The organism is Limnobacter sp. G6BE5S, from assembly GCF_058448965.1.
On the sequence record NZ_JBZFLM010000004.1, the window covers coordinates 186091 to 208401 of the forward strand.

General features: G+C 52.2%; 23 protein-coding genes. 17 read left to right on the forward strand and 6 right to left on the reverse strand.

All coding sequences use genetic code 11. The features are described from left to right. Positions 1-18: 18 nt before the first annotated feature. Genes ACVL1J_RS08845 through ACVL1J_RS08860 form a run of 4 tightly spaced genes read right to left on the reverse strand, consistent with a single transcriptional unit; the run spans position 19 to position 4598 of the window. Positions 19-1485 carry an LVIVD repeat-containing protein gene (locus tag ACVL1J_RS08845; protein WP_159570793.1) on the reverse strand — a complete coding sequence of 489 codons (1467 nt, stop codon included), beginning with the start codon at positions 1483-1485 and terminating at the stop codon, positions 19-21. Between the two features lie 19 nt (positions 1486-1504). Then, positions 1505-2164 carry a DUF305 domain-containing protein gene (locus tag ACVL1J_RS08850; protein ID WP_159570791.1) on the reverse strand — a complete coding sequence of 220 codons (660 nt, stop codon included), beginning with the start codon at positions 2162-2164 and terminating at the stop codon, positions 1505-1507. Positions 2165-2223: 59 nt separating this feature from the next. Further along, positions 2224-3264 (reverse strand): NAD(P)H-dependent flavin oxidoreductase, encoded by a 1041-nt coding sequence (locus ACVL1J_RS08855; protein WP_491665298.1) that lies wholly within the window; start codon positions 3262-3264, stop codon positions 2224-2226. A 14-nt stretch (positions 3265-3278) separates the two neighbouring features. Next, complete coding sequence (locus ACVL1J_RS08860; protein ID WP_341237962.1) at positions 3279-4598, reverse strand: MFS transporter; 1320 nt, start codon at positions 4596-4598, stop codon at positions 3279-3281. Positions 4599-4742: 144 nt separating this feature from the next. Between ACVL1J_RS08860 and cyoA the strand changes: the two genes are divergently transcribed. The 7 genes from cyoA to ACVL1J_RS08895 are packed head-to-tail and all read left to right on the forward strand — an operon-like array spanning position 4743 to position 11469. Further along, positions 4743-5792 (forward strand): ubiquinol oxidase subunit II, encoded by a 1050-nt coding sequence (gene cyoA / locus ACVL1J_RS08865; protein WP_491665299.1) that lies wholly within the window; start codon positions 4743-4745, stop codon positions 5790-5792. Beyond that, positions 5773-7776: a cytochrome o ubiquinol oxidase subunit I gene (cyoB, locus tag ACVL1J_RS08870; protein WP_491665300.1), complete on the forward strand. Its 2004-nt coding sequence runs from the start codon at positions 5773-5775 to the stop codon at positions 7774-7776. Before cyoA ends, cyoB begins: the two co-directional genes overlap by 20 nt. Next, positions 7769-8404, forward strand: a complete 636-nt coding sequence (gene cyoC / locus ACVL1J_RS08875; RefSeq protein WP_159570778.1) for a cytochrome o ubiquinol oxidase subunit III — start codon at positions 7769-7771, stop codon at positions 8402-8404. The genes cyoB and cyoC overlap by 8 nt, the downstream gene beginning before the upstream one ends. Next, positions 8401-8802 (forward strand): cytochrome o ubiquinol oxidase subunit IV, encoded by a 402-nt coding sequence (cyoD, locus tag ACVL1J_RS08880; protein ID WP_341238274.1) that lies wholly within the window; start codon positions 8401-8403, stop codon positions 8800-8802. Before cyoC ends, cyoD begins: the two co-directional genes overlap by 4 nt. Next, positions 8799-9533, forward strand: coding sequence for an SURF1 family protein (locus tag ACVL1J_RS08885; RefSeq protein WP_159570772.1), 735 nt, complete (start codon positions 8799-8801; stop codon positions 9531-9533). The genes cyoD and ACVL1J_RS08885 overlap by 4 nt, the downstream gene beginning before the upstream one ends. Positions 9534-9586: 53 nt before the next feature. Continuing rightward, a complete protein-coding gene (locus ACVL1J_RS08890; protein WP_159570769.1) occupies positions 9587-10918 on the forward strand; it encodes an ATP-binding protein in 1332 nt (443 codons plus the stop codon). A 2-nt stretch (positions 10919-10920) separates the two neighbouring features. Next, positions 10921-11469, forward strand: a complete 549-nt coding sequence (locus tag ACVL1J_RS08895) for a response regulator transcription factor (RefSeq protein ID WP_341238156.1) — start codon at positions 10921-10923, stop codon at positions 11467-11469. Positions 11470-11493: 24 nt separating this feature from the next. Here ACVL1J_RS08895 and ACVL1J_RS08900 read toward each other — a convergent pair whose 3' ends face one another. Then, a complete protein-coding gene (locus tag ACVL1J_RS08900) occupies positions 11494-11976 on the reverse strand; it encodes a DUF1178 family protein (protein WP_341238157.1) in 483 nt (160 codons plus the stop codon). 116 nt (positions 11977-12092) lie between these two features. On the opposite strand from ACVL1J_RS08900, the gene ACVL1J_RS08905 reads away from it, so the two are divergent. The 9 genes from ACVL1J_RS08905 to ACVL1J_RS08945 all read left to right on the forward strand — a co-directional run bounded on the left by ACVL1J_RS08905 (position 12093) and on the right by ACVL1J_RS08945 (position 19586). Then, entirely contained in the window at positions 12093-12458 is a 366-nt protein-coding gene (locus ACVL1J_RS08905) for a hypothetical protein (protein WP_341238158.1), read from the forward strand. 99 nt (positions 12459-12557) lie between these two features. Then, a complete protein-coding gene (gene soxC / locus ACVL1J_RS08910) occupies positions 12558-13943 on the forward strand; it encodes a sulfite dehydrogenase (protein ID WP_341238159.1) in 1386 nt (461 codons plus the stop codon). Between the two features lie 3 nt (positions 13944-13946). Beyond that, on the forward strand, positions 13947-14969 hold the full coding sequence (locus ACVL1J_RS08915) for a c-type cytochrome (RefSeq protein WP_491665301.1): 1023 nt from the start codon (positions 13947-13949) through the stop codon (positions 14967-14969). A gap of 29 nt (positions 14970-14998) precedes the next feature. After that, entirely contained in the window at positions 14999-15472 is a 474-nt protein-coding gene (gene soxY / locus ACVL1J_RS08920; protein ID WP_159570753.1) for a thiosulfate oxidation carrier protein SoxY, read from the forward strand. 21 nt (positions 15473-15493) lie between these two features. Continuing rightward, a complete protein-coding gene (gene soxZ, locus ACVL1J_RS08925; protein ID WP_159570750.1) occupies positions 15494-15805 on the forward strand; it encodes a thiosulfate oxidation carrier complex protein SoxZ in 312 nt (103 codons plus the stop codon). A gap of 37 nt (positions 15806-15842) precedes the next feature. Continuing rightward, entirely contained in the window at positions 15843-16679 is an 837-nt protein-coding gene (gene soxA / locus ACVL1J_RS08930) for a sulfur oxidation c-type cytochrome SoxA (protein ID WP_201301477.1), read from the forward strand. Between the two features lie 17 nt (positions 16680-16696). Then, positions 16697-17338, forward strand: coding sequence for a sulfur oxidation c-type cytochrome SoxX (gene soxX, locus ACVL1J_RS08935; RefSeq protein WP_341238161.1), 642 nt, complete (start codon positions 16697-16699; stop codon positions 17336-17338). 71 nt (positions 17339-17409) lie between these two features. Next, on the forward strand, positions 17410-19137 hold the full coding sequence (soxB, locus tag ACVL1J_RS08940) for a thiosulfohydrolase SoxB (RefSeq protein ID WP_491665302.1): 1728 nt from the start codon (positions 17410-17412) through the stop codon (positions 19135-19137). A gap of 5 nt (positions 19138-19142) precedes the next feature. Further along, positions 19143-19586 (forward strand): thioredoxin fold domain-containing protein, encoded by a 444-nt coding sequence (locus tag ACVL1J_RS08945; protein WP_341236579.1) that lies wholly within the window; start codon positions 19143-19145, stop codon positions 19584-19586. Between the two features lie 9 nt (positions 19587-19595). On the opposite strand, the gene ACVL1J_RS08950 is transcribed toward ACVL1J_RS08945, so the two are convergent. Beyond that, positions 19596-20993 (reverse strand): response regulator, encoded by a 1398-nt coding sequence (locus ACVL1J_RS08950; protein ID WP_341236580.1) that lies wholly within the window; start codon positions 20991-20993, stop codon positions 19596-19598. A gap of 260 nt (positions 20994-21253) precedes the next feature. On the opposite strand from ACVL1J_RS08950, the gene ACVL1J_RS08955 reads away from it, so the two are divergent. Beyond that, the gene (locus ACVL1J_RS08955; RefSeq protein WP_341236581.1) at positions 21254-22282 is read left to right on the forward strand and encodes a hypothetical protein; all 1029 of its coding nucleotides are present in this window, start codon (positions 21254-21256) and stop codon (positions 22280-22282) included. Positions 22283-22311 lie beyond the last annotated feature (29 nt).

Here is a 22311-nt window from a genome sequence, read left to right on the forward strand (position 1 = left end):
AGATAAATTCCGGTTGAATTATTTCCAAGCGTTGTTGGTGACCTTGACCACATAAAAGCCTTGGTAACCATCGGTGTACCAAATCTCTTTGCGTTCAGGCACAAATGCCGGGCTGGACATGGCCCAGTTGCTGGCAGGTGCTGGCAAAGTTAACACACGCGGCTTCACCGGAGCGTTGAAATAGGCCACTTCAACAGGGTTGGCGGGGTCGCGAATGTCAAAAATTCGCAAACCAGACAAAATCATGCTGCAAGCAACAATGGTGGGGTTCACACGCGTTGGAATGTTGCAGTAATGCCCTGCGTAACCACCTGTCGGGTTTTGTGCGCCCGGGTCGTTGGCAATTTCTTCGCGGTTGGCAATGTTGTGTACATCAAGCCGCAAGTTTGAAATGACCTTGGGTTTTGTTTCATCTGAAATATCGATAATTCGAGCCGCGCCCACATTGGGACCATTCGCGCCCACAGGCAAGGGTCCACTGTTGCCACCTGAATATTCATCAACTTCCATCACATACTTTTTACCATTGCGGGTAAACGGAATTGCGTTTTGTGGAATGGTCACCGTGTCCCAGGTTAGACGGGAAACTTCACGCACTTCCGGGTTGGCTTTGCGGGCCTGAATATCAGAAATATCCAGAATCAGCATGCCAGCAGGGTCGCCAATGCTGGCCACATAGGCGCGGTTGCCATCGGGGCTAATCGACAATCCGTGTGATGAATATTGCCCTGCCCAAAGTGGGCGTGGCAGGCTGGGGTTGGAGATATCAAGCGCCACCAGCGTGGAAGTGGAGGGCGAACCTGAGAAAAATGTTTTGCCGTCGGGAGAAATACCGCTTTCATGGCCAAACAGGCCCAAAGGGGTGGATGATTTCAACACAGGGTTGCGGCAGTCTTCTGACACATCGTAAATATCGACAATACCCGGGCCAAATGCAGGGTTGCCTAATACAGCAGCCAAAACGCCCCCTTCCTGACTCACCACCAGTGATTCATGCGGCGACAACATCGCAGGCGTAATCAAACGTGTAGTACGCACTGGCTTGGTGGGGTCGCTCATGTCGAACACATTCACGCCCAATTCCATGTCCAGAATATTGGTGGGGAACAACAAGGTGCTGTCTGCGAATGCGCAGTCGCGACCTGCTTTGTCGCGGTAGCGTTCCACTTTGAAGCCACCTACGGTACCGATCACGCGTTCAGGCGCGAACGAGCCCACCATTTGTGTGTTGCACGTAAAACCAGCTGTGGCCAGGCCTGCGTCATGGTCTGCCTGCGAAACGCGGCCTTGCATGCCCGTTTCAGGGCGCGAGCCCGGGCCGCATTGGCTTTGCGGTGTGGCGGTTACATTCAAACCGTTGACCACTTGACTGGAATTGGTGCGCGCACCCACGTTGCTGCTGGAATCTGAGCCGCCCAGGCAGCCCGCGACCAGCGTGGGCAACAACAAGGCGGCGAGTACCACTTGTGTCGGTTTCTTTAACATGATTGGGAATGTCTCCATTTCAGGAATTTTTGATTTGTTGTAATTTCAATTGGATCCAGCCAATCTCCATGCCTTGGTCGCGGATCATGCTGCTGGCCAGGGCTTTAACCAGGCTGGACTGGCCGTTTCGGTTTGCAAACCAGGCCATGGGAATGGCTGCACGGTGGTGGGCCAGCATCAGCTCAAGAAAAAGAACTTCTTTCTCTGAACCCTTGGCATTTTTGAGTTGTTCCAGTTGCTCCGGTGTGGCAATGCCAGCCATGGCGCCACCGTCGGCTTTGCATTGGGCCTGGTACAACTGGTCATCCAGATGGCGCACATGGCTTGCGTTTTCCACCCAAGCCATGGGCTGACCTGCCAACATCACGGGTTCATTCCAGGCTGTGAGCCAACCTTCCATCACGCCCATTTCCCGCGTCTGTTTCATGATGATGGACTGAGCCAAGGCTTGAATTTCAGGAGACGCTTCGCTGCGCATCATCATCGACATTTGAATGGCCTGGGCATGGTGCAACAGCATGCTGCGTGCAAAGCCCGAGTCAATGGCGCTGACAGTGCTGGCTGGTTTACTTGTGGTTTTGTAAGTGAAGATACCCGCGACAAGCGCCAGAACGAGAAGCGCGCATAGCGCAATCAGCACGTTTTTTCGGCGTGAGGCTGGGTTTGTGGGGTGTTGCATGTCTCGTGAAGTTGTTGTGATGTTTATACCACTTCTACTTCAAAAAACCTCTATTGGATTCAGTCCTTTACGGGCAAAAGAGTACTGACAAGGCGGCGCGTTGTCTCGGCTGCAGCCGTTGCAGTGCATTCACTGGCGTTTTGGCCCGCCCACAATGGCGAAAAGTCACCAGAGCCCATGCTTTCCGCCTTGGCTCGCAAGGGGGCAATGCCGGGTGTGGCCAATGGAAATTCGGGCGGCGATTCAGACAAAGCCCCCAATTCGCGAATGACACGGTTCACAATGCCGCGCGCTGGCCGACCGCTGAACAAGTTCGTCAGCGCCGTGTGGCGGGCCGCTTCACTTTGCAGGGCCTTGCGATGAATGGCGCTGGTGTTGCATTCTGGCGCAAGCAGGTAGGCTGTACCCACTTGCACTGCACTGGCACCCAGAGCCATTGCGGCTGCCACACCTTGTGGATTGGCAATTCCACCTGCTGCAATCACCGGTACTTGAACTGCTTTAACCACTTGGGGCAGCAGGGCGAACGTACCCATTTGCAAGTTCAAATCATTATTCAAAAAATGCCCGCGGTGCCCGCCAGCTTCCAGCCCCTGCGCAATGATGAAATCGCAGCCATTGGCCTGCAACCAAATTGCTTCGTCAACCGTGGTGGCCGACGAAATAATTTGCGCACCCATGGCCTTCACGCGTTTCAGCAATTCCGGTTTTGGCAAGCCAAAATGAAAACTAACAATGGGCGGTTTGAATTCTTCAAGCAGTTCGGCTGACTCGGCATTGAAAGGCGTACGCCCTTGGCCACTTGGGAATTCATCAATATTCAAGCCAAATTCACGGTAATAAGGCGCAAGGGCGTTTTTCCATTTCAAATTGCGTGCTGCGTTAATTTCCGGTGGCGTGTGGGCGAAAAAATTGACGTTGTAAGGCTGGTCTGTACCAGCACGAATTGCCAGTAGTTCAGCACGAAGTTGTTCGGCCGAGAGCATGGCGCAGGGCAGGGAGCCCAGGCCACCAGCATTGCTGACTGCAATGCACAAGGCACTGGTTTGAACACCCGCCATGGGTGCCTGCACAATTGGGTATTTCGTGTTGAAAATCATATAAAACTTCAGGGTTAGTCTTTCAGCTCAAGTGCACGGTTCAGGCTCAGCGCGGCAAGTGAACCCACTGCACCCGAAAGCAGATACAAGCTTACGTATTCCAGGCCAAAGTGAGCAGCCAGACCCAAGGCCACCAGCGGCGCAAAGCCTGCGCCCACCAGCCAAGCCAAATCAGATGTAAGCGCCGCACCCATGTAACGATACTTTGCCTTGAAGTTGGCGGTGACCGCACCAGCGGCTTGGCCATAAGAAAGACCCAACAACACAAAGCCGATCAAGATGAATGCATTTTGACCACTGTAGCCACCATCCATCATGTGGGGTACAAAAAAGCTGAACAAGGCGATCAAAATGGCCAGAAAGCCCAATGTATTGCGACGCCCCAGCTTGTCGGCAATCACACCACTCAACACGACTGAACCTGCGGCCAACACGGCACCTGCAATTTGAATCAGCAAAAATTCGGAAATGGAGCGCTCGGAGTGCAGTGCAATCCACGAGAGCGGAAATACGGTAACCACGTGGAACAGGGCATAGCTGGCCAATGCAGCCAACGCACCCACCAAAATATTATGGCCTTGCGAGCCCACAATTTCGGTCACTTTGACGGGTTGAAGTTCGCGTTCTTCCAGCAGGCGTGCGTACTCACTGGTGGCCACCAAGCGAAGGCGTGCAAACAAGGCCACTACGTTGATGGCAAATGCCACGTAAAACGGATAACGCCAGCCCCAATCCAGAAAGTCAGCGTTGGACAAGGCAGACAACAAATAGGCGAACAAGCCTGCTGCAATCACGAATCCCAAGGGCGCACCCAATTGACCCAGCATGGCGTACCAGCCGCGTTTGTTTTCAGGCGCATTCAAGGCCAAAAGCGATGGCAAACCATCCCAGGAACCGCCGAACGCAAGCCCTTGCCCGATTCGCAGTACCGACAACAACACGATAGAGGCGACACCCAGCGATGCGTACGTGGGCAGGAAGGCGATGCCGGCTGTAGAAATACCCAACATGAAAAGGGCCACAGTCAGTTTCGTTTCTCGTCCGAATTTTTGCTGCACCATCATGAGCGCCACTGTGCCGAATGGGCGGGCTATGAAGGCGAACGAGAAAATCAGGAAGGAATACAGGGTGCCAGTGAGCGGGTCTTCAAAAGGGAAGAACACTGCAGGAAATACCAACACTGACGCGATCGCATATACAAAAAAGTCGAAATACTCGGATGCGCGTCCGATGACCACCCCGATGGCGATTTCGCCCGGGGACACATTGCTGTTGCTGCCGTGATGGCCCGGTGTGACGCCTTGTTCCGCATGAATTGAACTTGTGCCGGACATTTGAACTTCTCCTCGAATCTTTGCTTGCTTGAATATTATTTTTATTTTCAATGGGTTGAAAGTGATATTTGCCAACTGGGACAATATGTCCACTGCCCATAGGCCACCCATGTCAGTAAATTAGCATGAAATCAATTCCTAACCATGCTGGGTATTATGTTCAAGCCACTGAAACGAAGTCTTTTGTTGGTGCCGCTTCTCCTGCTTGCAGGATGTAACACCATTGTGATGAATCCCAAGGGTGATATCGCTTCTCAACAGGCCGATTTGATCGTGCTGTCCACGGTGTTGATGCTGATCATCATTGTGCCGGTGATTTTTCTGACCTGTTTTTTCGCATGGAAGTATCGCCAGGCCAACACGCAAGCTGAGTACGACCCTGAATGGGACCACTCCACCAAGCTAGAACTGGTGATCTGGGGCGCGCCACTGCTGATTATCATTGTGTTGGGCTTGGTGACCTGGGTAAGCACCCACAAACTCGATCCATATCGCCCGCTTGACCGAATCAACGCCAGCACGCCTTTGCCGGTAGACCACGAGCCACTGGTGGTTCAGGTGGTGTCACTGGACTGGAAGTGGCTGTTCATTTACCCAGAGCAAGGCATTGCGACCGTGAATGAATTGGTCACACCGGTGAACGTACCCGTGCGCTTCAAGATCACCTCCAGCACAGTGATGAATTCCTTCTACATTCCTGCGCTGGCTGGGCAGATTTATTCCATGGCTGGCATGGAAACAACTTTGAACGCGGTAATTAATGAAAAGGGCAGTTGGGAAGGTTTTTCTGCCAACTACAGCGGCGCCGGTTTTTCCCACATGCGTTTTAAATATCGCGGCGTGAGCGAGGGCGAGTTTGATCAATGGGTAGCCCAGGTCAAATCTGCGGGACAAACGCTGGACCGTGCAGAGTACATCGATCTGGAAAAGCCCACCACCAAGCATCCGGTGGAGTACTACGGCAATGTGGAACAAAACCTGTTTCATGCCATCGTCAACCGTTGCGTGGTCGAGGGCACCGTGTGTATGGACACACAGATGATGGCGGATTCCATGCGCAACCGCACCAATCTGTCTGCCGACGAACTGGCAATTTTGATCAACGAAGCCATGTGCACAATTGCACCCAACGCTGACGCGCTTCCACTCATTACTTCATCCAAGAAGAACGGCTATGACTCAGTATCCAATTGAAACAAGCCCGATATTCGGGCGGCTAACACTGAACGCAATCCCATACTACGACCCAATCATCATGGGCACGTTGGCCGTGGCGATGATTCTGGGTATCGGGCTGCTGGCCATGATTCACAAATATCGCCTGTGGGGTACTTTGTGGAACGACTGGTTCACCAGCATCGACCACAAGAAGATCGGCATCATGTACATGGTGTTGGGTCTGGTCATGATGATGCGTGGCTTTGCCGATGCGATCATGATGCGTGCCCAGCAGGCCATTGCCTTCAATGGCAATGAAGGTTTCCTGCCGCCGCACCACTACGATCAAATTTTTACAGCTCATGGCGTGATCATGATTTTCTTCGTGGCCATGCCCTTGATTACGGGCCTGATGAACTACCTGATCCCCTTGCAGATCGGTGCACGTGACGTGGCGTTTCCGTTCCTGAACAACTTCAGTTTCTGGATGACAGCCATGGGTGCGGCGCTGATTATGGCCTCGTTGTTCGTAGGCGAATTCGCCATGACCGGCTGGTTGGCCTACCCACCGCTCTCGGGTGTCTTACAAAGTCCGTATGTGGGGGTTGATTACTACATCTGGGCGCTGCAAATTGCCGGGGTCGGTACGCTGCTTTCGGGTGTGAACTTGATCGTGACCGTAATCAAGATGCGCGCCCCTGGCATGACCATGATGAAAATGCCGATTTTCACCTGGACTTCCCTGTGTGCCAACGTGTTGATTGTTGCTGCTTTCCCAGTGTTGACCGCTGTGTTGGGCATGTTGACCATGGACCGTTACCTGGGCACCAACTTCTTCACGAACGACCTGGGCGGTAACTCCATGATGTACGTGAACCTGATCTGGATTTGGGGCCACCCCGAGGTTTACATTCTGATCCTGCCGTTGTTTGGCGTGTTCTCCGAAGTGGTGTCCACATTCAGCCGCAAGCGCCTGTTTGGTTACAGCTCCATGGTGTACGCCACCGTGGTGATTACGATTCTTTCTTACCTGGTGTGGTTGCACCACTTCTTCACCATGGGCAGTGGGGCCAGCGTGAATGCCTTCTTCGGCATCACGACCATGATTATTTCCATCCCAACGGGTGCGAAAATTTTCAACTGGCTGTTCACCATGTACAAGGGCAAAATCAGTTTCGAGTTGCCCATGATGTGGACCATTGCTTTCATGATCACTTTTGTGATCGGCGGCATGACCGGCGTATTACTGGCAGTGCCACCCGCAGACTTTGTGTTGCACAACAGCCTGTTCCTGATTGCGCACTTCCACAACGTGATTATTGGTGGTGTGTTGTTTGGCTTGTTTGCAGCCATTAACTTCTGGGCGCCCAAAGCGCTGGGTGTGAAGCTCAACGAGTTCTGGGGCAAGGTGTCTTTCTGGTTCTGGGTGATTGGTTTCTACTTCGCTTTCATGCCGCTGTACGTGTTGGGCCTGATGGGCGTTACGCGCCGCATGAGCCAGTTTGACGATCCCTCACTGCAGATCTGGTTCCAGATCGCAGCCTTGGGTGCCGGCATGATTGCCGTGGGTATTGCGGCCATGTTGATGCAGTTCTATGCAACTTACCGTGATCGTGCCAAGTTGCGCGACACCACCGGCGATCCCTGGGGTGGCCGTACGCTGGAGTGGGCCACTTCAAGCCCACCTGCAGAGTACAACTTTGCATTCACACCTGTGGTGTACGACACCGACGCCTGGGCCGACATGAAAAAGAATGGCTACAAGCGCCCAAGCAGTGGTTTTGTCGACATTCACATGCCCAAGAACACCGCTGCTGGTTTCATTATTTCCGCAATCAGCGCTGTGATCGGCTTTGCCTTGGTGTGGCACATCTGGTGGCTTGCCGCAGGCGGTGCAGCGGCCCTCTTGGCGGCCGTGATTACACACACATTCAATTACAAACGCGACTTCTACATCAAGGCCGATGTGGTGGCCAACACGGAAGCCGCGCGCACGAAACTGGAGCAAGCCCATGTCTGACTTAACAATCAATGCAGCCATGAACGAATCCGCTGACCCCAGTGCACGTTATTACGTGAAAGACCACCATCCGAAAAATGGTTCGTCGCTGGGCTTCTGGATTTACCTGATGAGCGACTGCCTGATTTTCGCTTGTCTGTTTGCAACCTATGCGGTGATTGGTCGCAACTACGCCGGTGGCCCCACCGGTGCGGAAATCTTCGACTTGAATCTGGTGGCTCTGAACACAGCATTTTTGTTGCTGAGTTCAATCACCTATGGCGTGGCCATGGTCGGCATGCAAAACCGCAACCAGAAGAAAACCATTCAGTGGCTTGCAATTACTGGCGTACTTGGTCTGGCATTTCTGGCAGTCGAAATCTACGAGTTCTGGCACTTCATCAGCATTGGCGCCACACCGCAAACCAGTGGCTTTCTAACGGCCTTCTTTGCCTTGGTGGGCACGCACGGTTTGCACGTGTTCTTCGGCATTATCTGGTTGGTGGTGTTGTTGTTCCAGTTGAAAAAACACGGGCTGATTCCTGAAAACCGCCGCCGCGTCATGTGCCTGTCCATGTTCTGGCACTTCCTCGACGTGATCTGGATCGGTGTGTTTACCTTCGTTTATTTGATGGGAGTATTGCCATGAGCGCACATCCACACAATACAAATGACCATCACGATCACCACGATGATGAGGATGAAGTGCATGTCAGCATGCGCGACTACACCACCGGCTTCGTGCTGGCAGTCATTCTGACAGTCATCCCGTTCGGCCTGGTCATGGGCAATGTATTTGAAAGCTCAACCACCACTGCCTTGGTGATTCTGGCCTTGGGTGCTGTTCAAATGGTGGTGCACATGGTTTACTTCCTGCACATGAACAGCAAATCGGAAGGTGGCTGGACCATGCTGGCTTTGATGTTCACCTTGATTATCGTGGTGATCACCTTGGTCGGTTCGATTTGGGTGATGTATCACCTGAACACGAACATGATGCCCGGCATGAATCACGAGGCCATTGAGTCGATTCAACAACTGAAGTGAAAAACAGCTCGACCAATACGGTAAAAAGGCTGCTGGGCTTTGCCCTGGCGGCCTTTTTTTTCCTTGCATTTTGTGCGCTGGGAACCTGGCAGGTTTATCGGCTGGATTACAAGCTTGATCTGATTGAGCGGGTAGACAATCGGGTGCATGCCCAGCCTGTTGATGCACCGGCCAAATCAGAATGGCCCGCGGTTAGCCGGAATACCCACGAATACCTGAACGTGAAAGTGCAGGGCGAATTGCTGCCTGAATACACCACCCGTGTGCAAGCCACCACAGCCTTGGGTGCGGGGCACTGGTTGATGACACCACTGCGCAATTCAGCGGGCAACATTGTCTGGATCAATCGTGGCTACATTCCGGTCAATGAAGCAGATCCCATGACAACGGAAAACACCCAAGGCCAGTTTGAAGTGCGCGGCCTGTTGCGCATCAGCGAAGCGGGCGGGGCGTTCTTGAGAGAGAACGACCCGGCCGGTCAACGTTGGTATTCTCGCGACATTGCGGCGCTGTCTGCCCACCATGGTTTGGAAGGTACCGCGCCTTACTTCATCGATGCTGGAACACCGCGCAACCTGGGCGAAGAAATCACAGGCTTTACCCCGAAATCTTATCCAGTGGATGGATTAACTGTGATCAAGTTTCACAACAGCCATTTGGTGTACGCCTTCACTTGGTATGCTTTGGCCTTGATGGTGGCGGGTGTCACTGTGTGGCTGAATCGAAAGTAGTCCGATCAGGTCAACCCCGTTTTTACAGGTTCAGCAGCAGGATTCACATTTCAATGGCCATTAATTCCGACATTGTTTCCATTCGGCAGGGCGCCAGTGCGTTTGATGAAACAAACGTATTGAATGAAACTGGCCACAAAAACATGTTGCATTTGATTCACCTGCGCTGGCTGGCTGTGGGTGGTCAAATCGCCACAATTCTGGTGGCCACCTGGGGTTTTGGCATTCAGTTGCCGCTGTTCAACATGCTTGCCGTGATGGTGTGCCTGATTGCTTTCAATGTGGGTGGCCACTTGCGTTGGCACGAAGAACGCGTGGTCAGCAATCGTGAATTGTTTTTGGCCATGCTGGTCGATATCGCCAGCCTTACCGCGCAGTTGTACTTCACCGGGGGCATCAACAACCCCTTCGTGTTTCTGTTTTTGCTGCAGGTCATTTTAAGTGCCGTGCTGCTGCGCGCCGAATCCACCTGGCTGGTGGTCGCCATCACCACCTTGTGTCTGGCTTTTCTGTCGGTTGTGAACAAGCCCCTGGTGTGGCCAGCCAACAGCCCATACAAGCTTGCTGATTTGTACGCCATCGGTTTGCTCATTTGCTTTGTGCTTAACGCAGCCTTGCTGGTTATCTTTATTACCCGCATTGGGCGCAATTTGCGCGCTGGCGATGCTGCCCTGGCCAGCTTGCGACAACGTGCCGCCGAGGAAGAGCACATTGTTCGCATGGGCTTGTTGGCCAGTGGTGCAGCCCATGAACTGGGCACGCCATTGGCCACCATGTCGGTTGTGTTGGGTGACTGGAAGCGAATGCCTCAATTTTCAGGCAATGCGGCCATGCTCGAGGAAATCGAAGAAATTGAAGGTCAGCTGCTGCGCTGTAAAAGTATCGTCAGCGGTATTTTGTTGTCGGCTGGCGAAACCCGTGGGGAGTCTTCATCAAAAACCAGTCTGGACAATTTCTTTGAAAGTCTGGTTGAAGAATGGGAAAGTAGTCGCCCGGCCCAGCACTTTGAGTACAACAATTGCATTGATGAAGAGTTCACCGTGGCCTTTGATTCAACGGTGAAACAAATGCTGTTCAACGTACTGGACAATGCACTTGAAGTTTCTCCGAACTGGTTGCGATTTGAGGTGTCCAAAAACCAGGAGCAATTGTTCCTGATTGTTTCAGACCGTGGGCCTGGTTTCCGGGCCGATATTCTTGAACAGGTGGGCACGCCCTACAACTCAAGCAAGGGGCGCCCAGGTGGTGGTTTGGGTCTGTTTTTGGTAATGAATGTGGCGCGCACCTTGGGCGGCACATTGGCAGTCAACAATCGCAAAGAGGGCGGTGCAGAAGTGGTGATTACATTGCCATTAAGCTCACTGGTCTTGCAGGAGAACCAATAGCCATGAGCCAAAGTAGCAGTACGGAAAGGCTTTTGTTGCTGGTCGAAGACGACGAAGCATTTGCCCGCGTGCTTAAGCGTTCATTTGAGCGGCGCGATTACAAAGTGCTTCATGCCAGCAGTCAGGAAGAAATGCAGGCAGTGTTGTTGAAACAAACGCCAACGCATGCGGTGGTGGATTTGAAGCTCAGTGGAAACTCATCGGGCCTGAATTGTGTTCAAGACTTGCATGCGCACAACCCAGCCATGTTGATTGTGGTGTTAACGGGGTTTGCCAGCATTAATACGGCGGTTGAAGCAATCAAGCTGGGCGCTTGTCAGTACTTGGCCAAACCCTCAAATACCGACGACATTGAAGCTGCATTTGGACATGTGGCTGGTAGTGAACCCGTCGAGCTGACCAACCGAACCACCTCGATCAAAAACCTGGAATGGGAGCGTATTCACGAAGTGCTGGTAGAAACCGATTTCAATATTTCTGAAACAGCGCGCCGGCTCGGCATGCATCGCCGGACCTTGGCCCGCAAGCTTGAAAAGCGTAGGGTCAAGTAGCTGGCGGTGGTCGGGTAATCTGTTTTAATTCAACTCTTCTTCGCTGGGCAACACCGGCAGTGCAATGACTTCAATGCCTTCATCGCGCAGTTCGTCGAACTCTTCTGGGCTGGCTTGTCCGCGAATGGCGCGTATGGGCGCTTCCTCGTAATGAATTTTTCGGGCCTCTTCGGCAAAGCGGTCGCCCACATCTTCAGAATGATTAATTAAAGCCTGTATGGCTTGCCGTGCCATGACAAAAGCAGTGGCCACATCCACGGAATTTGGTTTTTGCACAGCGGGTGCCGCAGGTAACTCTTCTGCTTTTTGCCCGGTAACTGCATGTGCATGATCGGCCTTGCTGCCAATATTGATTTTTGAAGGCACTTTACGAATGGCAGATGTGCCACACTCGGGGCAGGTGAGAAGTTTTTGTTCGCGCTGGTCGTCGAAATCCTCGTTGGATCGAAACCAGCCCTCGAAGCGGTGGGAGTACTCACACTCCAGGTCGTAAATAATGATTGCCACAATATTTGAATCTGTCTCTGAATTTGGGTATTTTACAGTGGAATGGTTTGCCTACTGCTGAATTTGAATCTCTTCTAGAATTCGATCAACAACAATCAAGGCCCAAAGAGGTTTGTATGTCCCGAAAAAAGTCACTTGAGCCCCATTTGCGCGGCATTGTTGACTTGGTATCCGCCACACTTGACGAAGGCACCCGGCAAGTTGAGGGTGTTCATCGTCGAATTGCAGACATTCCATTTTCCGTGCTGAAAAAGATTCGCCCAATTGCACCCATTTCATCGGCCGTGCACATGGTCGAGAAGAAAATTACCCATTCTGCCTATGACACCGTTCGTTTGGTGGCCAAGGTGGGCGCGCAGGCCGTGCACAATGTTTTGCCCACCGACCCCACCAGCCAGGGCATTTCCAAACCCGAGTACAAAATAGACCACGACAGTCTTCGAAAGCAGAAATCTGTGCAGAAGACTAAGAAGAAACCCTAGGTTCAAACTGCTTGCACAAGTCAATTTTAGAGCGTAAATTCTAGATATGATTATATGCGCATATAAGATTTAATAATCAAGTGCGTCGTATGGAAAAACATGCATATCCAGGAGACATTTGTGTCGTTTGACATTTCTTCAGACACCCCGTTGGGTCAAGTTCGACGCGCACCAGAAAACTTTGTAAGCCGCAGTGACATTGCCTTTGTCAATCGTGCCAGTGAAACGGATCGTCGTGGTTTTTTCAAAAAAGCATTCGCAGCCGCTGCCGCGGGCGCGGTGGTGGCAACACCTGCTTTGGCCCGCGCAGCGCAGGGCGACCCAGCCATACTCAACTTGCCTGCACACAGCAAAGGGCTTGGTCAGCCCGTGGCCACCATGCCTTACGGCATGCCCTCACAGTACGAGAAGAATTTGCAACGCCGTGAATCACCGGGCTTGACCCGCGTGGGCGGCTCGTCCGTTTCGTTTTGCCCTTTGCAGGGTTTGTTTGGTGTCATCACACCCTCCGGGCTTCACTTTGAGCGCCACCACCAGGGTTGGTGGGACATCGACCCCACCCAACACCGCTTGATGATCAACGGTTTGGTCAAAAAGGAAATGGTGTTCACAGTCGATGAACTCATGCGCATGGAATCGGTTTCGCGTGTGCATTTCATTGAGTGTGGCGCAAATTCCGGCATGGAATGGGCCAATGTGGCGGTGCCCACCGTGCAGTACACCCATGGCATGTTGAGCTGTTCCGAATTCACGGGTGTGCCCTTGATCAAGGTGCTGGAATACTGCGGCGTGAATTTGAAAAAGGGTCGCTTCATTCTGGCCGAGGGTGCCGATGGTTCATCCATGACCCGCACCATTCCCATGGAGCTGGTTGAAAGCGGCGAGGTGTTGTTGGCCTACGGGCAGAACGGTGAAATGCTGCGGCCTGAAAATGGTTATCCCTTGCGTTTGGTGGTGCCCGGGGTTCAAGGCGTAAGCTGGGTGAAATACCTGCGACGCATTGAAGTGGGCGACAAACCTTATGGCACCAAAGACGAAGCCATTCATTACGTTGACTTGATGCCCGATGGCACGCACCGTCAATACACCTCGATTCAAGAATGTAAATCAGTGATCACAACGCCATCGGGTGGTCAACAATTACTCAGCCCGGGTTTTTATAACATCACAGGGCTGGCCTGGAGCGGCAGAGGGAAAATTACTGCAGTGGATGTGTCCACCGATGGGGGTAAAAACTGGAAAACTGCCAAACTGCAGGGGCCTGTACATGACAAGTCGCTGACCCGTTTCAACTTGCCCTGGGTTTGGGATGGAAAAAGTGAGGTGTTGCTGCAAAGCAGGGCGGTTGATAGCACCGGTTACGTGCAGCCCAGCTACCGCACGCTTCGCGAGAAGCGTGACAACAAAAGCATTTATCACAACAACGCAATTCAAAGCTGGCGAGTCGATGCCGCTGGTGAAGTGCACAATGTGCATGTGGGGTAAGGCATGAAATTCAAATTTGAATCCCTGCTCGCCCTTTGTGCAACGCTTTTAATCAGCACCCACGCTTTTGGTTTTGAGGGTTTGGGGCGTGTGGCAACGCCCGATGAAGTCAAAGCCTGGGACATCGACGTTCGCCCTGATTTTGTGGGCTTACCCAAAGGCAGTGGCAGTGTCACCAAAGGCATGCAGGTGTGGGAATCGCAATGCGCCTCATGCCACGGCGTGTTTGGCGAAAGCAATGAGGCATTCACGCCCATCGTTGGCGGTACTACAGCCGAAGACATTAAAAAGGGTCGCGTGCAATCGCTGATTGACGGATCCTCTCCCCAACGCACTACCTTGATGAAAGTGCCCACCCTGTCCACTTTGTGGGACTACATCAACCGTGCCATGCCTTGGACCGCACCCAAAAGCCTGAGTACTGAAGAAGTGTATGCGGTGACTGCTTATATTTTGAACATGGGTGGAATCGTGGGTGATGACTTTGTCCTCAGCGACCAAAACATGGCGCAAACTCAAGCCCGGCTGCCGAACCGCAACGGCATGCAAACCAATCATGGCATGTGGCTTGCCTCGGGTAAACCCGATGTGAAAGCGCCACGTTGCATGTCAAACTGCAAACCTGACGCGAAAGTCATTTCTTTTTTGCCCGATTACGCACGTGATGCGCATGGCAATTTGAAGGATCAAAATCGTTTGGTTGGCCCGATTCGGGGCGTACTCACTGTGGCGCAGGCAAATGAAAAATCCGCAGATCTCAAAGTGAGCAAGCACTCGGGTGAGTCCCTGTTTAGTGCAAATGGTTGTGTGGCCTGCCATGGCATGGACAGTAAAAAATTGGGGCCGTCTGTTGTGGCAGTGGCCAATAAGTACGCTGACAAAACCGATGCAAAAGCCTATCTTGCGGGTAAAATCAAGGCAGGTAGCAGCGGTGTTTGGGGTGACATGCCCATGCCGGCGCAGTCGCATTTGTCTGAAGAAGATTTGAACGCACTTTCTGACTGGTTTTTGTCCAAGAAGAAGTGATTGATGGAATTTTTAGGAGGAGTTAGTCAATGAACCAAAACAGACGCACCATGCTGAAAGCCTCGTCGGGCCTGACAGTATTGGGCTTGGCAGTTGCCGCCGGATTGATCAAACCCAATGAGGTGTTCGCAGCCGCTGGGTACCCAGAAAAAGCATTTGGTGCCAAGTCTCTGGATGAACTGATGAAAGCCTTGGGCGGCAGTATGCCCACGGAAAGCAAGGAAATTACAGTGATTGCTCCTGACATCGCTGAAAACGGCGCCGTGGTGCCAGTTGGTGCTGACAGCAAGTTAAAAAACACCACAGAAGTAGCCCTGTTGGTTGCCAATAACCCCTCCATGATGTCGGCCCAGTTCATGATTCCCGCTGGCACAGAGGCCAAGGTAAACACGCGCGTAAAAATGGGTAAGTCCAGTGATGTTTATGCGCTCGTCAAGGCCGATGGCAAGTATTACTTTGCCAAAAAAGAGGTCAAAGTAACCCTCGGCGGTTGTGGCGGTTAATTCAAAATTCAGGAGAAAAATATGGGTGATCCAATGAAAATTCGCGCCAAGGCCAACGGCGATGAAGTGGAAGTGAAAGTATTGATGGCGCATGAAATGGAAACTGGCCAGCGCAAAGCCTCCGATGGCAGTTTGGTTCCTGCCTGGTTTATTCAGAACGTGACCGCCAAGTGCAACGACAAGGTGGTTTTGCAGGCCAATTGGGGTCCTGCCGTATCCAAAAATCCCTTCTTGTCCTTCTCTTTCAATGGGGGCAAAGCCGGTGATACAGTGGAAGTGACATGGACTGACAACAAGGGCGACTCCCGAACTGACAAGACCAAAGTGGCGTAATCTCCAATTAATGCATAACCATAAGAAGGGGTGTGAGATGAGGCAAACAGCAAGAACAGCGGTCAAGCTAGCCGCTGTGGCCTTTGTGGGCGCAGGTGCAATGGCGACCTTCACAATGAGCGCACATGCACAAAAAACCACCGAGCAGGGTATTCAGGAATACCGCGACATGCTGGCCGACGGCAATCCTGCCGAGTTGGTCGAGTTGCGCGGCGAAGACATTTGGCAAAAGCCGCAAGGCCCCAAGAATGCATCGCTTGAGCAATGCGATTTGGGCGTAGGCCCCGGCAAGCTGGAAGGGGCAGTGGCGACCATGCCCCGCTTCTTCAGCGACACAGGCAAAGTCATGGACGTGGAATCTCGTCTGGTGCATTGCATGGTGACATTGCAAGGGCGCGATGTTGCTGAAATAACCAAAAAACCTTTCTCAAGTGCGGGTGAAAAACCCACCGAGATGGAGTCTTTGGTTGCTTATGTGTACGCACAATCCCGTGGTGCCATGATCAAGGTTCCACAAGGCCATCCTGAAGAAAAGGCATCCCGCGCACGCGGCGAAAAAATCTTCTTTTACCGTGCAGGCCCTTATGACTTTTCCTGCGCAAGTTGCCACGCAACTGACGACCAGCGCATTCGTTTGCAAGGTCTGCCCAACTTGACAAAACCCGAACCTGCTCAAGCTGCATTTGCTGCTTGGCCGGCGTATCGCGTTTCTCAGGGTGCTGTGCGTTCCATGCAATGGCGCATGTACGACTGTTTCCGGCAGCAACGTTTCCCCGAGTTGAAGTATGGCTCGCAAGCGTCGATCGACCTGATTACCTTCCTGGGCGTGAAAGCCGAGGGCGGTACCATGCAGGCCACATCGCTGAAGCGCTAACAACGAGGAGAAAAAACATGCACAGCACAATTAAATATTCGGCCAGTGTTTTGCTCATTGCCCTTTTGGGGGCATGCGCGAACACAGACAGCAAGCCCGTGGTCGCAGAGCCAAGCAATGAGGAAATCACTCAGTTGATGTTGGCCTCGTTCAAGACAAAAGGGCAAGCCAATATTGACCGCCTCAACCAAACCGAATTGCAGCAAGCCTGTTCGCTGGCTGAAACTGCACCGGGTGGTTTACCGGATACCCAGCGAACTGCGCTGCAAAATGCTGCTTTGGCCTCGGTGAAATATCCAGGCGATGGCAAGTACCTTGGGGACTGGAAAGCCGGTGAAAAAATCGCGCAAAGCGGAAAGGGTTTTCAGTTCAATGACAAAGAAGGCAGCACTGCAGGTGGCAACTGTTATGCCTGTCACCAGTTGGCACCGCAAGAATTGGCTTACGGCAACATTGGTCCGTCCTTGTATCAGTATGGCAAGTTGCGGGGCAACTCGGATGCCATCATGAAATACACCTGGGCAAAAATCTGGAACTCACATGCTTATAACGCCTGCTCCAACATGCCACGTTTTGGCGCGGAAGGCATTTTGACGGAAGATCAGTTGAAAGACGTGATGGCCTTGTTGATGGCAACCGATTCGCCGGTCAACAAGTAAACACAATTGTTCCGATCACCTGTGCTTGAAAAAAGTGCAGGTGCTAACTCTCTGAAAAGCGAAATTATTCAATGCAGATGAATCGACGCGAATTCATGGGCATGCTCGCGGCCGCCTCGGCGGCGGGCATGGCGATCCACTCACCGCATGTACTGGCCGGTGGTCACGGTGAAAAGCTGTATGACCTGAAACCATTTGGCAATGCCAGCCTGTTGCACATGACCGACTGCCATGCGCAACTGATGCCCATTTATTTCCGCGAACCGAATGTGAATTTGGGTGTGGCCGATGCCTTTGGCAAAGCCCCGCACCTGGTGGGCGAGTCATTGCTCAAGGCATTCAATATCAAGCCGGGTTCCGCACAAGCGCACGCGTTCACTTATCTGGATTTTGAAGAAGCCGCCAAGCATTATGGCAAGGTGGGTGGCTTTGCGCATTTGTCTACCTTGGTGAAAATGATGAAGGCCAACCGGCCTGGCGCTTTGTTGCTGGACGGCGGCGACACCTGGCAAGGCTCGGCCACCAGTTTGTGGACCAATGCGCAAGACATGGTTGATGCTGCAAAAATGCTGGGCGTCGATGTCATGACCCTGCACTGGGAATGCACCTATGGCTCAGACCGAATTCTTGAGGTGGCAGAGAAAGATTTCAAAGGCAAGATCGACATTGTTGCCCAAAACATTAAAACCACTGATTTTGGTGATCCGGTTTTTCCAAGCCATGTGATGAAAACCATCAATGGGGCCAAGGTTGCAATCATCGGGCAAGCCTTTCCGTATAGCCCAATTGCCAATCCTCGTTACTTTGTAAAGGATTGGTCTTACGGCATTCAGGAAGAAAGCATGCAGGAAGTGGTCGACGAAGTGCGGGCAAAAGGCGCGCAAGCGGTGGTGCTGCTTTCTCACAATGGCATGGATGTTGACTTGAAACTGGCCAGCCGCGTGACCGGGATCGATTTCATTTTGGGTGGCCACACGCACGACGGTGTGCCCAACGCCATTCCCGTGAAAAACTCTTCTGGCATAACCTATGTCACCAATGCAGGCAGCAACAGCAAGTTTTTGGGCGTGCTTGACATGGACATTCGTGGCGGCAAATTGCGCGATTTCAAATACCGCCTCTTGCCAGTGTTCTCGAACATGCTGCCCGCCGACCCCGCGATGGAAACCTTTGTGAGCAACGTGCGCAAACCCTACATTGAAAAGCTGAGCGAACCCTTGGCAGTCAGTGAAGGTTTGCTGTATCGCCGTGGCAACTTCAATGGCAGTTGGGATCAATTGATTGTTGATGCACTGATGGAAGTGAAGGGCGCTGAAATTGCTTTTTCTCCAGGCTTTCGCTGGGGCACCAGCCTGCTGCCAGGTCAAACCATCACGCGTGAACACCTGATGGACCAAACAGCGATTACCTATCCAAATACTACTTTGGTCGACATGAAAGGCGAGTTCATCAAAACTGTGCTGGAAGACGTGTGCGACAACTTGTTCAACCCGGACCCTTATTATCAGCAGGGCGGCGACATGGTGCGTGTGGGTGGTTTGACTTACACCTGCAATCCAAACGGGGAAGCAGGCCAGCGTATTTCCGATATGCGTTTGAACGGTAAACCCATTGAGGCGTCAAAAGCATACAAGGTGGCGGGCTGGGCTCCGGTGGCCGAAGAGGCTCGCAACAATGGTGAACCGCCAATTTGGGATGTGGTTGAAACCTATTTGAAAGCCAAAAAAACCATTGCCACCAAAGTGCCTTACACACCAAAACTGATTGGAATGAACGACAACCCGGGATATGTGGTCTAAATTGCATGAAAGCAGTCTGGGTGTTTCTCGTGTTGGCCTGGCTCTCGCCTGCACACAGTGCAGGTGGAGAACCACTTTCTTTTCCGGTTAATCTTCAACAACAGCAAGTGCCAGCTGTTGTGGTGCTGTTTTCCTTGCCCGATTGTGCTTACTGCGAAAAGGTCCGGCAGCAGTCATTACGCCATGTCAGCACCGATCCGAATTACAAGGGCAAGGTGGCTGTTTACGAAATCGATTTTTCAGACAGCAAGCGCAGTTTTATCTGGTTTGATGGAAATCGATACACCGGAAAATCCCTGGCCAGTCCGCTGAATGTGAAGTTTTCGCCCACGGTCATGGTGTTCAATGCAAAAGGTGCTGTGGCGGGAAAACCCTTGTTGGGTGCCAGTTTGCCCGAGTTTTATGGCGCTTATCTGGACCAGTTGATCAAGGCCGCATGGGCCTTGTAGATCGTAAATTCAGTCGTTGGCGGTACTCTGGCTGCCCTTGAAGTCCGATATGGCAGTTCGAATTCTGTCCAGCATGGCTTTGGACGGTTTGTGCTTGGTGATCTGGCTGGCCAGCTCATAACCTTTGGTGTCCATACTCACTGCGAAACACAATTCCAGCAGACTGGTTAAGGTTTCTGGCTCAAGCTTGGGCAACGCTTCTGTGTTGTCTTCGAAAAACGAAAGCAGTTTGCCACCTGCCTTCTCCCCGCGCCCATCGGCAATGTCTTTTTGAATCGCCATCATGGCACGCGCCAAATCAAGTTCAGTGGAATTCACCGTGCTGCGCATTTTTGCGGTCAGCTTCTCGGCTTCTTCATGTCGACCTTCCTGCACGTAAATTTTCGACAACTGAAGGTAGTCGTGTATTTGCGAAAGTGAGGTGTTTCGGGATCGATCAATTACTTTCGTCAGGTAGTTTTTCGAGCGCGTATTGTCACCAATGCGAACGGCGAGATCAGCAAGTTTGCGCAGGCGGGTCGTCGATGACAGTGCCTTCGCCCCCATTTTTTCAAGAATATCCAGGGCATCGGCCGGGCGGTTCTGCTCCCAAAGCACGTCGGCAAACAAGTCGCTGGCGGCCAGGTACTCCGGGTTTGTTTTTACCACCTCAGTGAGCAGGTCATTGGCTTGCTCAAACTGTTTTTTCTCAAGGTTGACCTTGGCCAGCAACAGTTGCATCCATGGTTTTGGCGCCTTCTCAATCTTTGCCTGCAATTCCTGTTCGGTTTTTTCGTATTCCGCCAATCTGTAGAACGATTCAATACGCATGCGTTCGAGCTCATTCAAATACTGCGGAAACTTTGATTCCAGATCTTCGCAAATGGCAGGCACTTCTTGAAACCGTTCTTCAAACATCGAACGGTACGCATCGGCCAATCGAATTTTTCGGTTAAATACTCGAACAACACGGTCTGAAAGCGTAGAGGCCGTGAAAGGTTTGATCAGGTAATCGTCGGGTTCGAATTCAGCCACTGCCACCACATTGCCGTAGCTCCGCTCACCAGTCACCATCATGAAAGCGGTTGACCACGCCAGTTTTTTGTTCACTCGCAGGTCTTCCAGCAGTTGTTGACCATTGCGGTCGCCTTCCAACTGGTATTCGCACACAATCAGCGCGAACTCGCGAGAACTCAAGTGCTGTTCAACTTCGGAAACCGAACTGGCGAAAATGACCGCTTTTGCACCCAGTTGAGAAAGTTGCTCCTGAAGCGCACGCCGCGTAGCCAAGGCCGAGTCCACCACCAGCGCAGTTTTGCCCTTCAATGGTGTCATGTCTTTTACGGCCTGCTTCATCCTGTCAGGCTTGTCGGTGCTGTTACTCGTAGCCGTATCAGAGTTGTCTGCCGGTAGATCGATCTGCGTCATGAATTTCGAAAGGCAACAAATGAAGATACTTTATTCTCCACGCTTTTTAACAGTTCGTTGCCTTCAATTGGGGGGTGTTTAGGCATCTGTCTTCAAATTTGGTGCCTCAAATAGAATAGCGCTTCTATTAACAACTGTTTACTTTCCCTTGGATGGGTGAATATTTCATGGTTTAATAACGTGCGCAAATCTTGTTACTCAAAGGTCAAATCTAAATATTGACTAGGCAAGGTATAAAAGAAAAATCAACGGAGACATCAATGATCAGAGCTGGCGTATGGCGTATTTTGGCCATTTCGGGAGTAATTGCATTTGCGGCAGGTTGCGCAAGCGTCGAAAGAGGGGCTACAAACCTCGCGATCAACCTGATTGAACGCAGAATTATTCCACCTCAGCTTGAAATTGACGATGTCGACATGGCCTGTCGCTTTGCCACAGGCAACTTTCCCCTGATTTCTGGCGGCACCCGCGCCTTTGGTGGCGATCCTCAACTGCTCGAATCTCTTTTGCTGGTCTCCTCTGCCGCGTGTTCTGAGCAGCGTGCAGTGGAAGAAGAACTGCGTTACCTGCGCGCTTCCAATCAAAACAATATTGTAGAAGCGCAAGACGCGCGTATTGGGCAAAAACGTTTGCTGGAAATTACCGCACGTCGCCAGTTGCGCGCATTTGAAGCCATGCGCAACAAGCTGGAAGACAAATACAACTTCGAATATGGTGAAGGTTGCCCCGAGTTCGAACGTGATTTTGATGAACTGACTTACTTGTTGGGCACCGTTGCTGGTTTGCAAGCTGTGGTGAACGACATTGCTTCCCAGCAAATGGTGGGTGTGCCCACCGACATCGCGCCAAAATCCGAACGTGCGCTCACCTGTATTTCCAATGCCAAGTGGTGGGGCGCGCCAAATGCCGCCCGCGCCGTGGTCTGGAGTATTTTGCCAGGTGCCTCTGAAGGCAAAGACGTATGGGGAACATTCCGCTTGTCCATGTTGATTGGCGAGCGCCAAGGCGTGCGTCTTTCTCACGTGATGTACGGCTTGTCCGCACTGGCCGTGGGTGATACCCCCCGTTTCCGCGATGCAACCAAGCGTTTTGCGAACGTGAAAGACTTCAAATCAAGCCAACAATACGCGTTGGTCGACAGCTTGGCTGGTGCGGTCATGCTGAATCTTTCAGACCGTTACTGGACAGAAAACGTGGGCACCCGTACCCCCGTGAACAGCATGGGTAAATATTGGGATGAAGAAGCCGCGATGCCAGCAGGCATGAACGTGGACGACTTGTTGAACTAAGTTTTTGCTCACAGCAGACCTGGGTTAGA

Excerpts from the sequence above, each read along its gene's own strand:
- ACVL1J_RS08845 (WP_159570793.1), bottom strand. The coding sequence starts at position 1,485 with ATGTTAAAGAAACCGACACAAGTGGTACTCGCCGCCTTGTTGTTGCCC.
- ACVL1J_RS08850 (WP_159570791.1), bottom strand. The coding sequence starts at position 2,164 with ATGCAACACCCCACAAACCCAGCCTCACGCCGAAAAAACGTGCTGATT.
- ACVL1J_RS08855 (WP_491665298.1), bottom strand. The coding sequence starts at position 3,264 with ATGATTTTCAACACGAAATACCCAATTGTGCAGGCACCCATGGCGGGT.
- ACVL1J_RS08860 (WP_341237962.1), bottom strand. The coding sequence starts at position 4,598 with ATGTCCGGCACAAGTTCAATTCATGCGGAACAAGGCGTCACACCGGGC.
- cyoA (WP_491665299.1), top strand. The coding sequence starts at position 4,743 with ATGCTGGGTATTATGTTCAAGCCACTGAAACGAAGTCTTTTGTTGGTG.
- cyoB (WP_491665300.1), top strand. The coding sequence starts at position 5,773 with ATGACTCAGTATCCAATTGAAACAAGCCCGATATTCGGGCGGCTAACA.
- cyoC (WP_159570778.1), top strand. The coding sequence starts at position 7,769 with ATGTCTGACTTAACAATCAATGCAGCCATGAACGAATCCGCTGACCCC.
- cyoD (WP_341238274.1), top strand. The coding sequence starts at position 8,401 with ATGAGCGCACATCCACACAATACAAATGACCATCACGATCACCACGAT.
- ACVL1J_RS08890 (WP_159570769.1), top strand. The coding sequence starts at position 9,587 with ATGGCCATTAATTCCGACATTGTTTCCATTCGGCAGGGCGCCAGTGCG.
- ACVL1J_RS08895 (WP_341238156.1), top strand. The coding sequence starts at position 10,921 with ATGAGCCAAAGTAGCAGTACGGAAAGGCTTTTGTTGCTGGTCGAAGAC.
- ACVL1J_RS08905 (WP_341238158.1), top strand. The coding sequence starts at position 12,093 with ATGTCCCGAAAAAAGTCACTTGAGCCCCATTTGCGCGGCATTGTTGAC.
- soxC (WP_341238159.1), top strand. The coding sequence starts at position 12,558 with ATGCATATCCAGGAGACATTTGTGTCGTTTGACATTTCTTCAGACACC.
- ACVL1J_RS08915 (WP_491665301.1), top strand. The coding sequence starts at position 13,947 with ATGAAATTCAAATTTGAATCCCTGCTCGCCCTTTGTGCAACGCTTTTA.
- soxY (WP_159570753.1), top strand. The coding sequence starts at position 14,999 with ATGAACCAAAACAGACGCACCATGCTGAAAGCCTCGTCGGGCCTGACA.
- soxZ (WP_159570750.1), top strand. The coding sequence starts at position 15,494 with ATGGGTGATCCAATGAAAATTCGCGCCAAGGCCAACGGCGATGAAGTG.
- soxA (WP_201301477.1), top strand. The coding sequence starts at position 15,843 with ATGAGGCAAACAGCAAGAACAGCGGTCAAGCTAGCCGCTGTGGCCTTT.
- soxX (WP_341238161.1), top strand. The coding sequence starts at position 16,697 with ATGCACAGCACAATTAAATATTCGGCCAGTGTTTTGCTCATTGCCCTT.
- soxB (WP_491665302.1), top strand. The coding sequence starts at position 17,410 with ATGCAGATGAATCGACGCGAATTCATGGGCATGCTCGCGGCCGCCTCG.
- ACVL1J_RS08945 (WP_341236579.1), top strand. The coding sequence starts at position 19,143 with ATGAAAGCAGTCTGGGTGTTTCTCGTGTTGGCCTGGCTCTCGCCTGCA.
- ACVL1J_RS08950 (WP_341236580.1), bottom strand. The coding sequence starts at position 20,993 with ATGACGCAGATCGATCTACCGGCAGACAACTCTGATACGGCTACGAGT.
- ACVL1J_RS08955 (WP_341236581.1), top strand. The coding sequence starts at position 21,254 with ATGATCAGAGCTGGCGTATGGCGTATTTTGGCCATTTCGGGAGTAATT.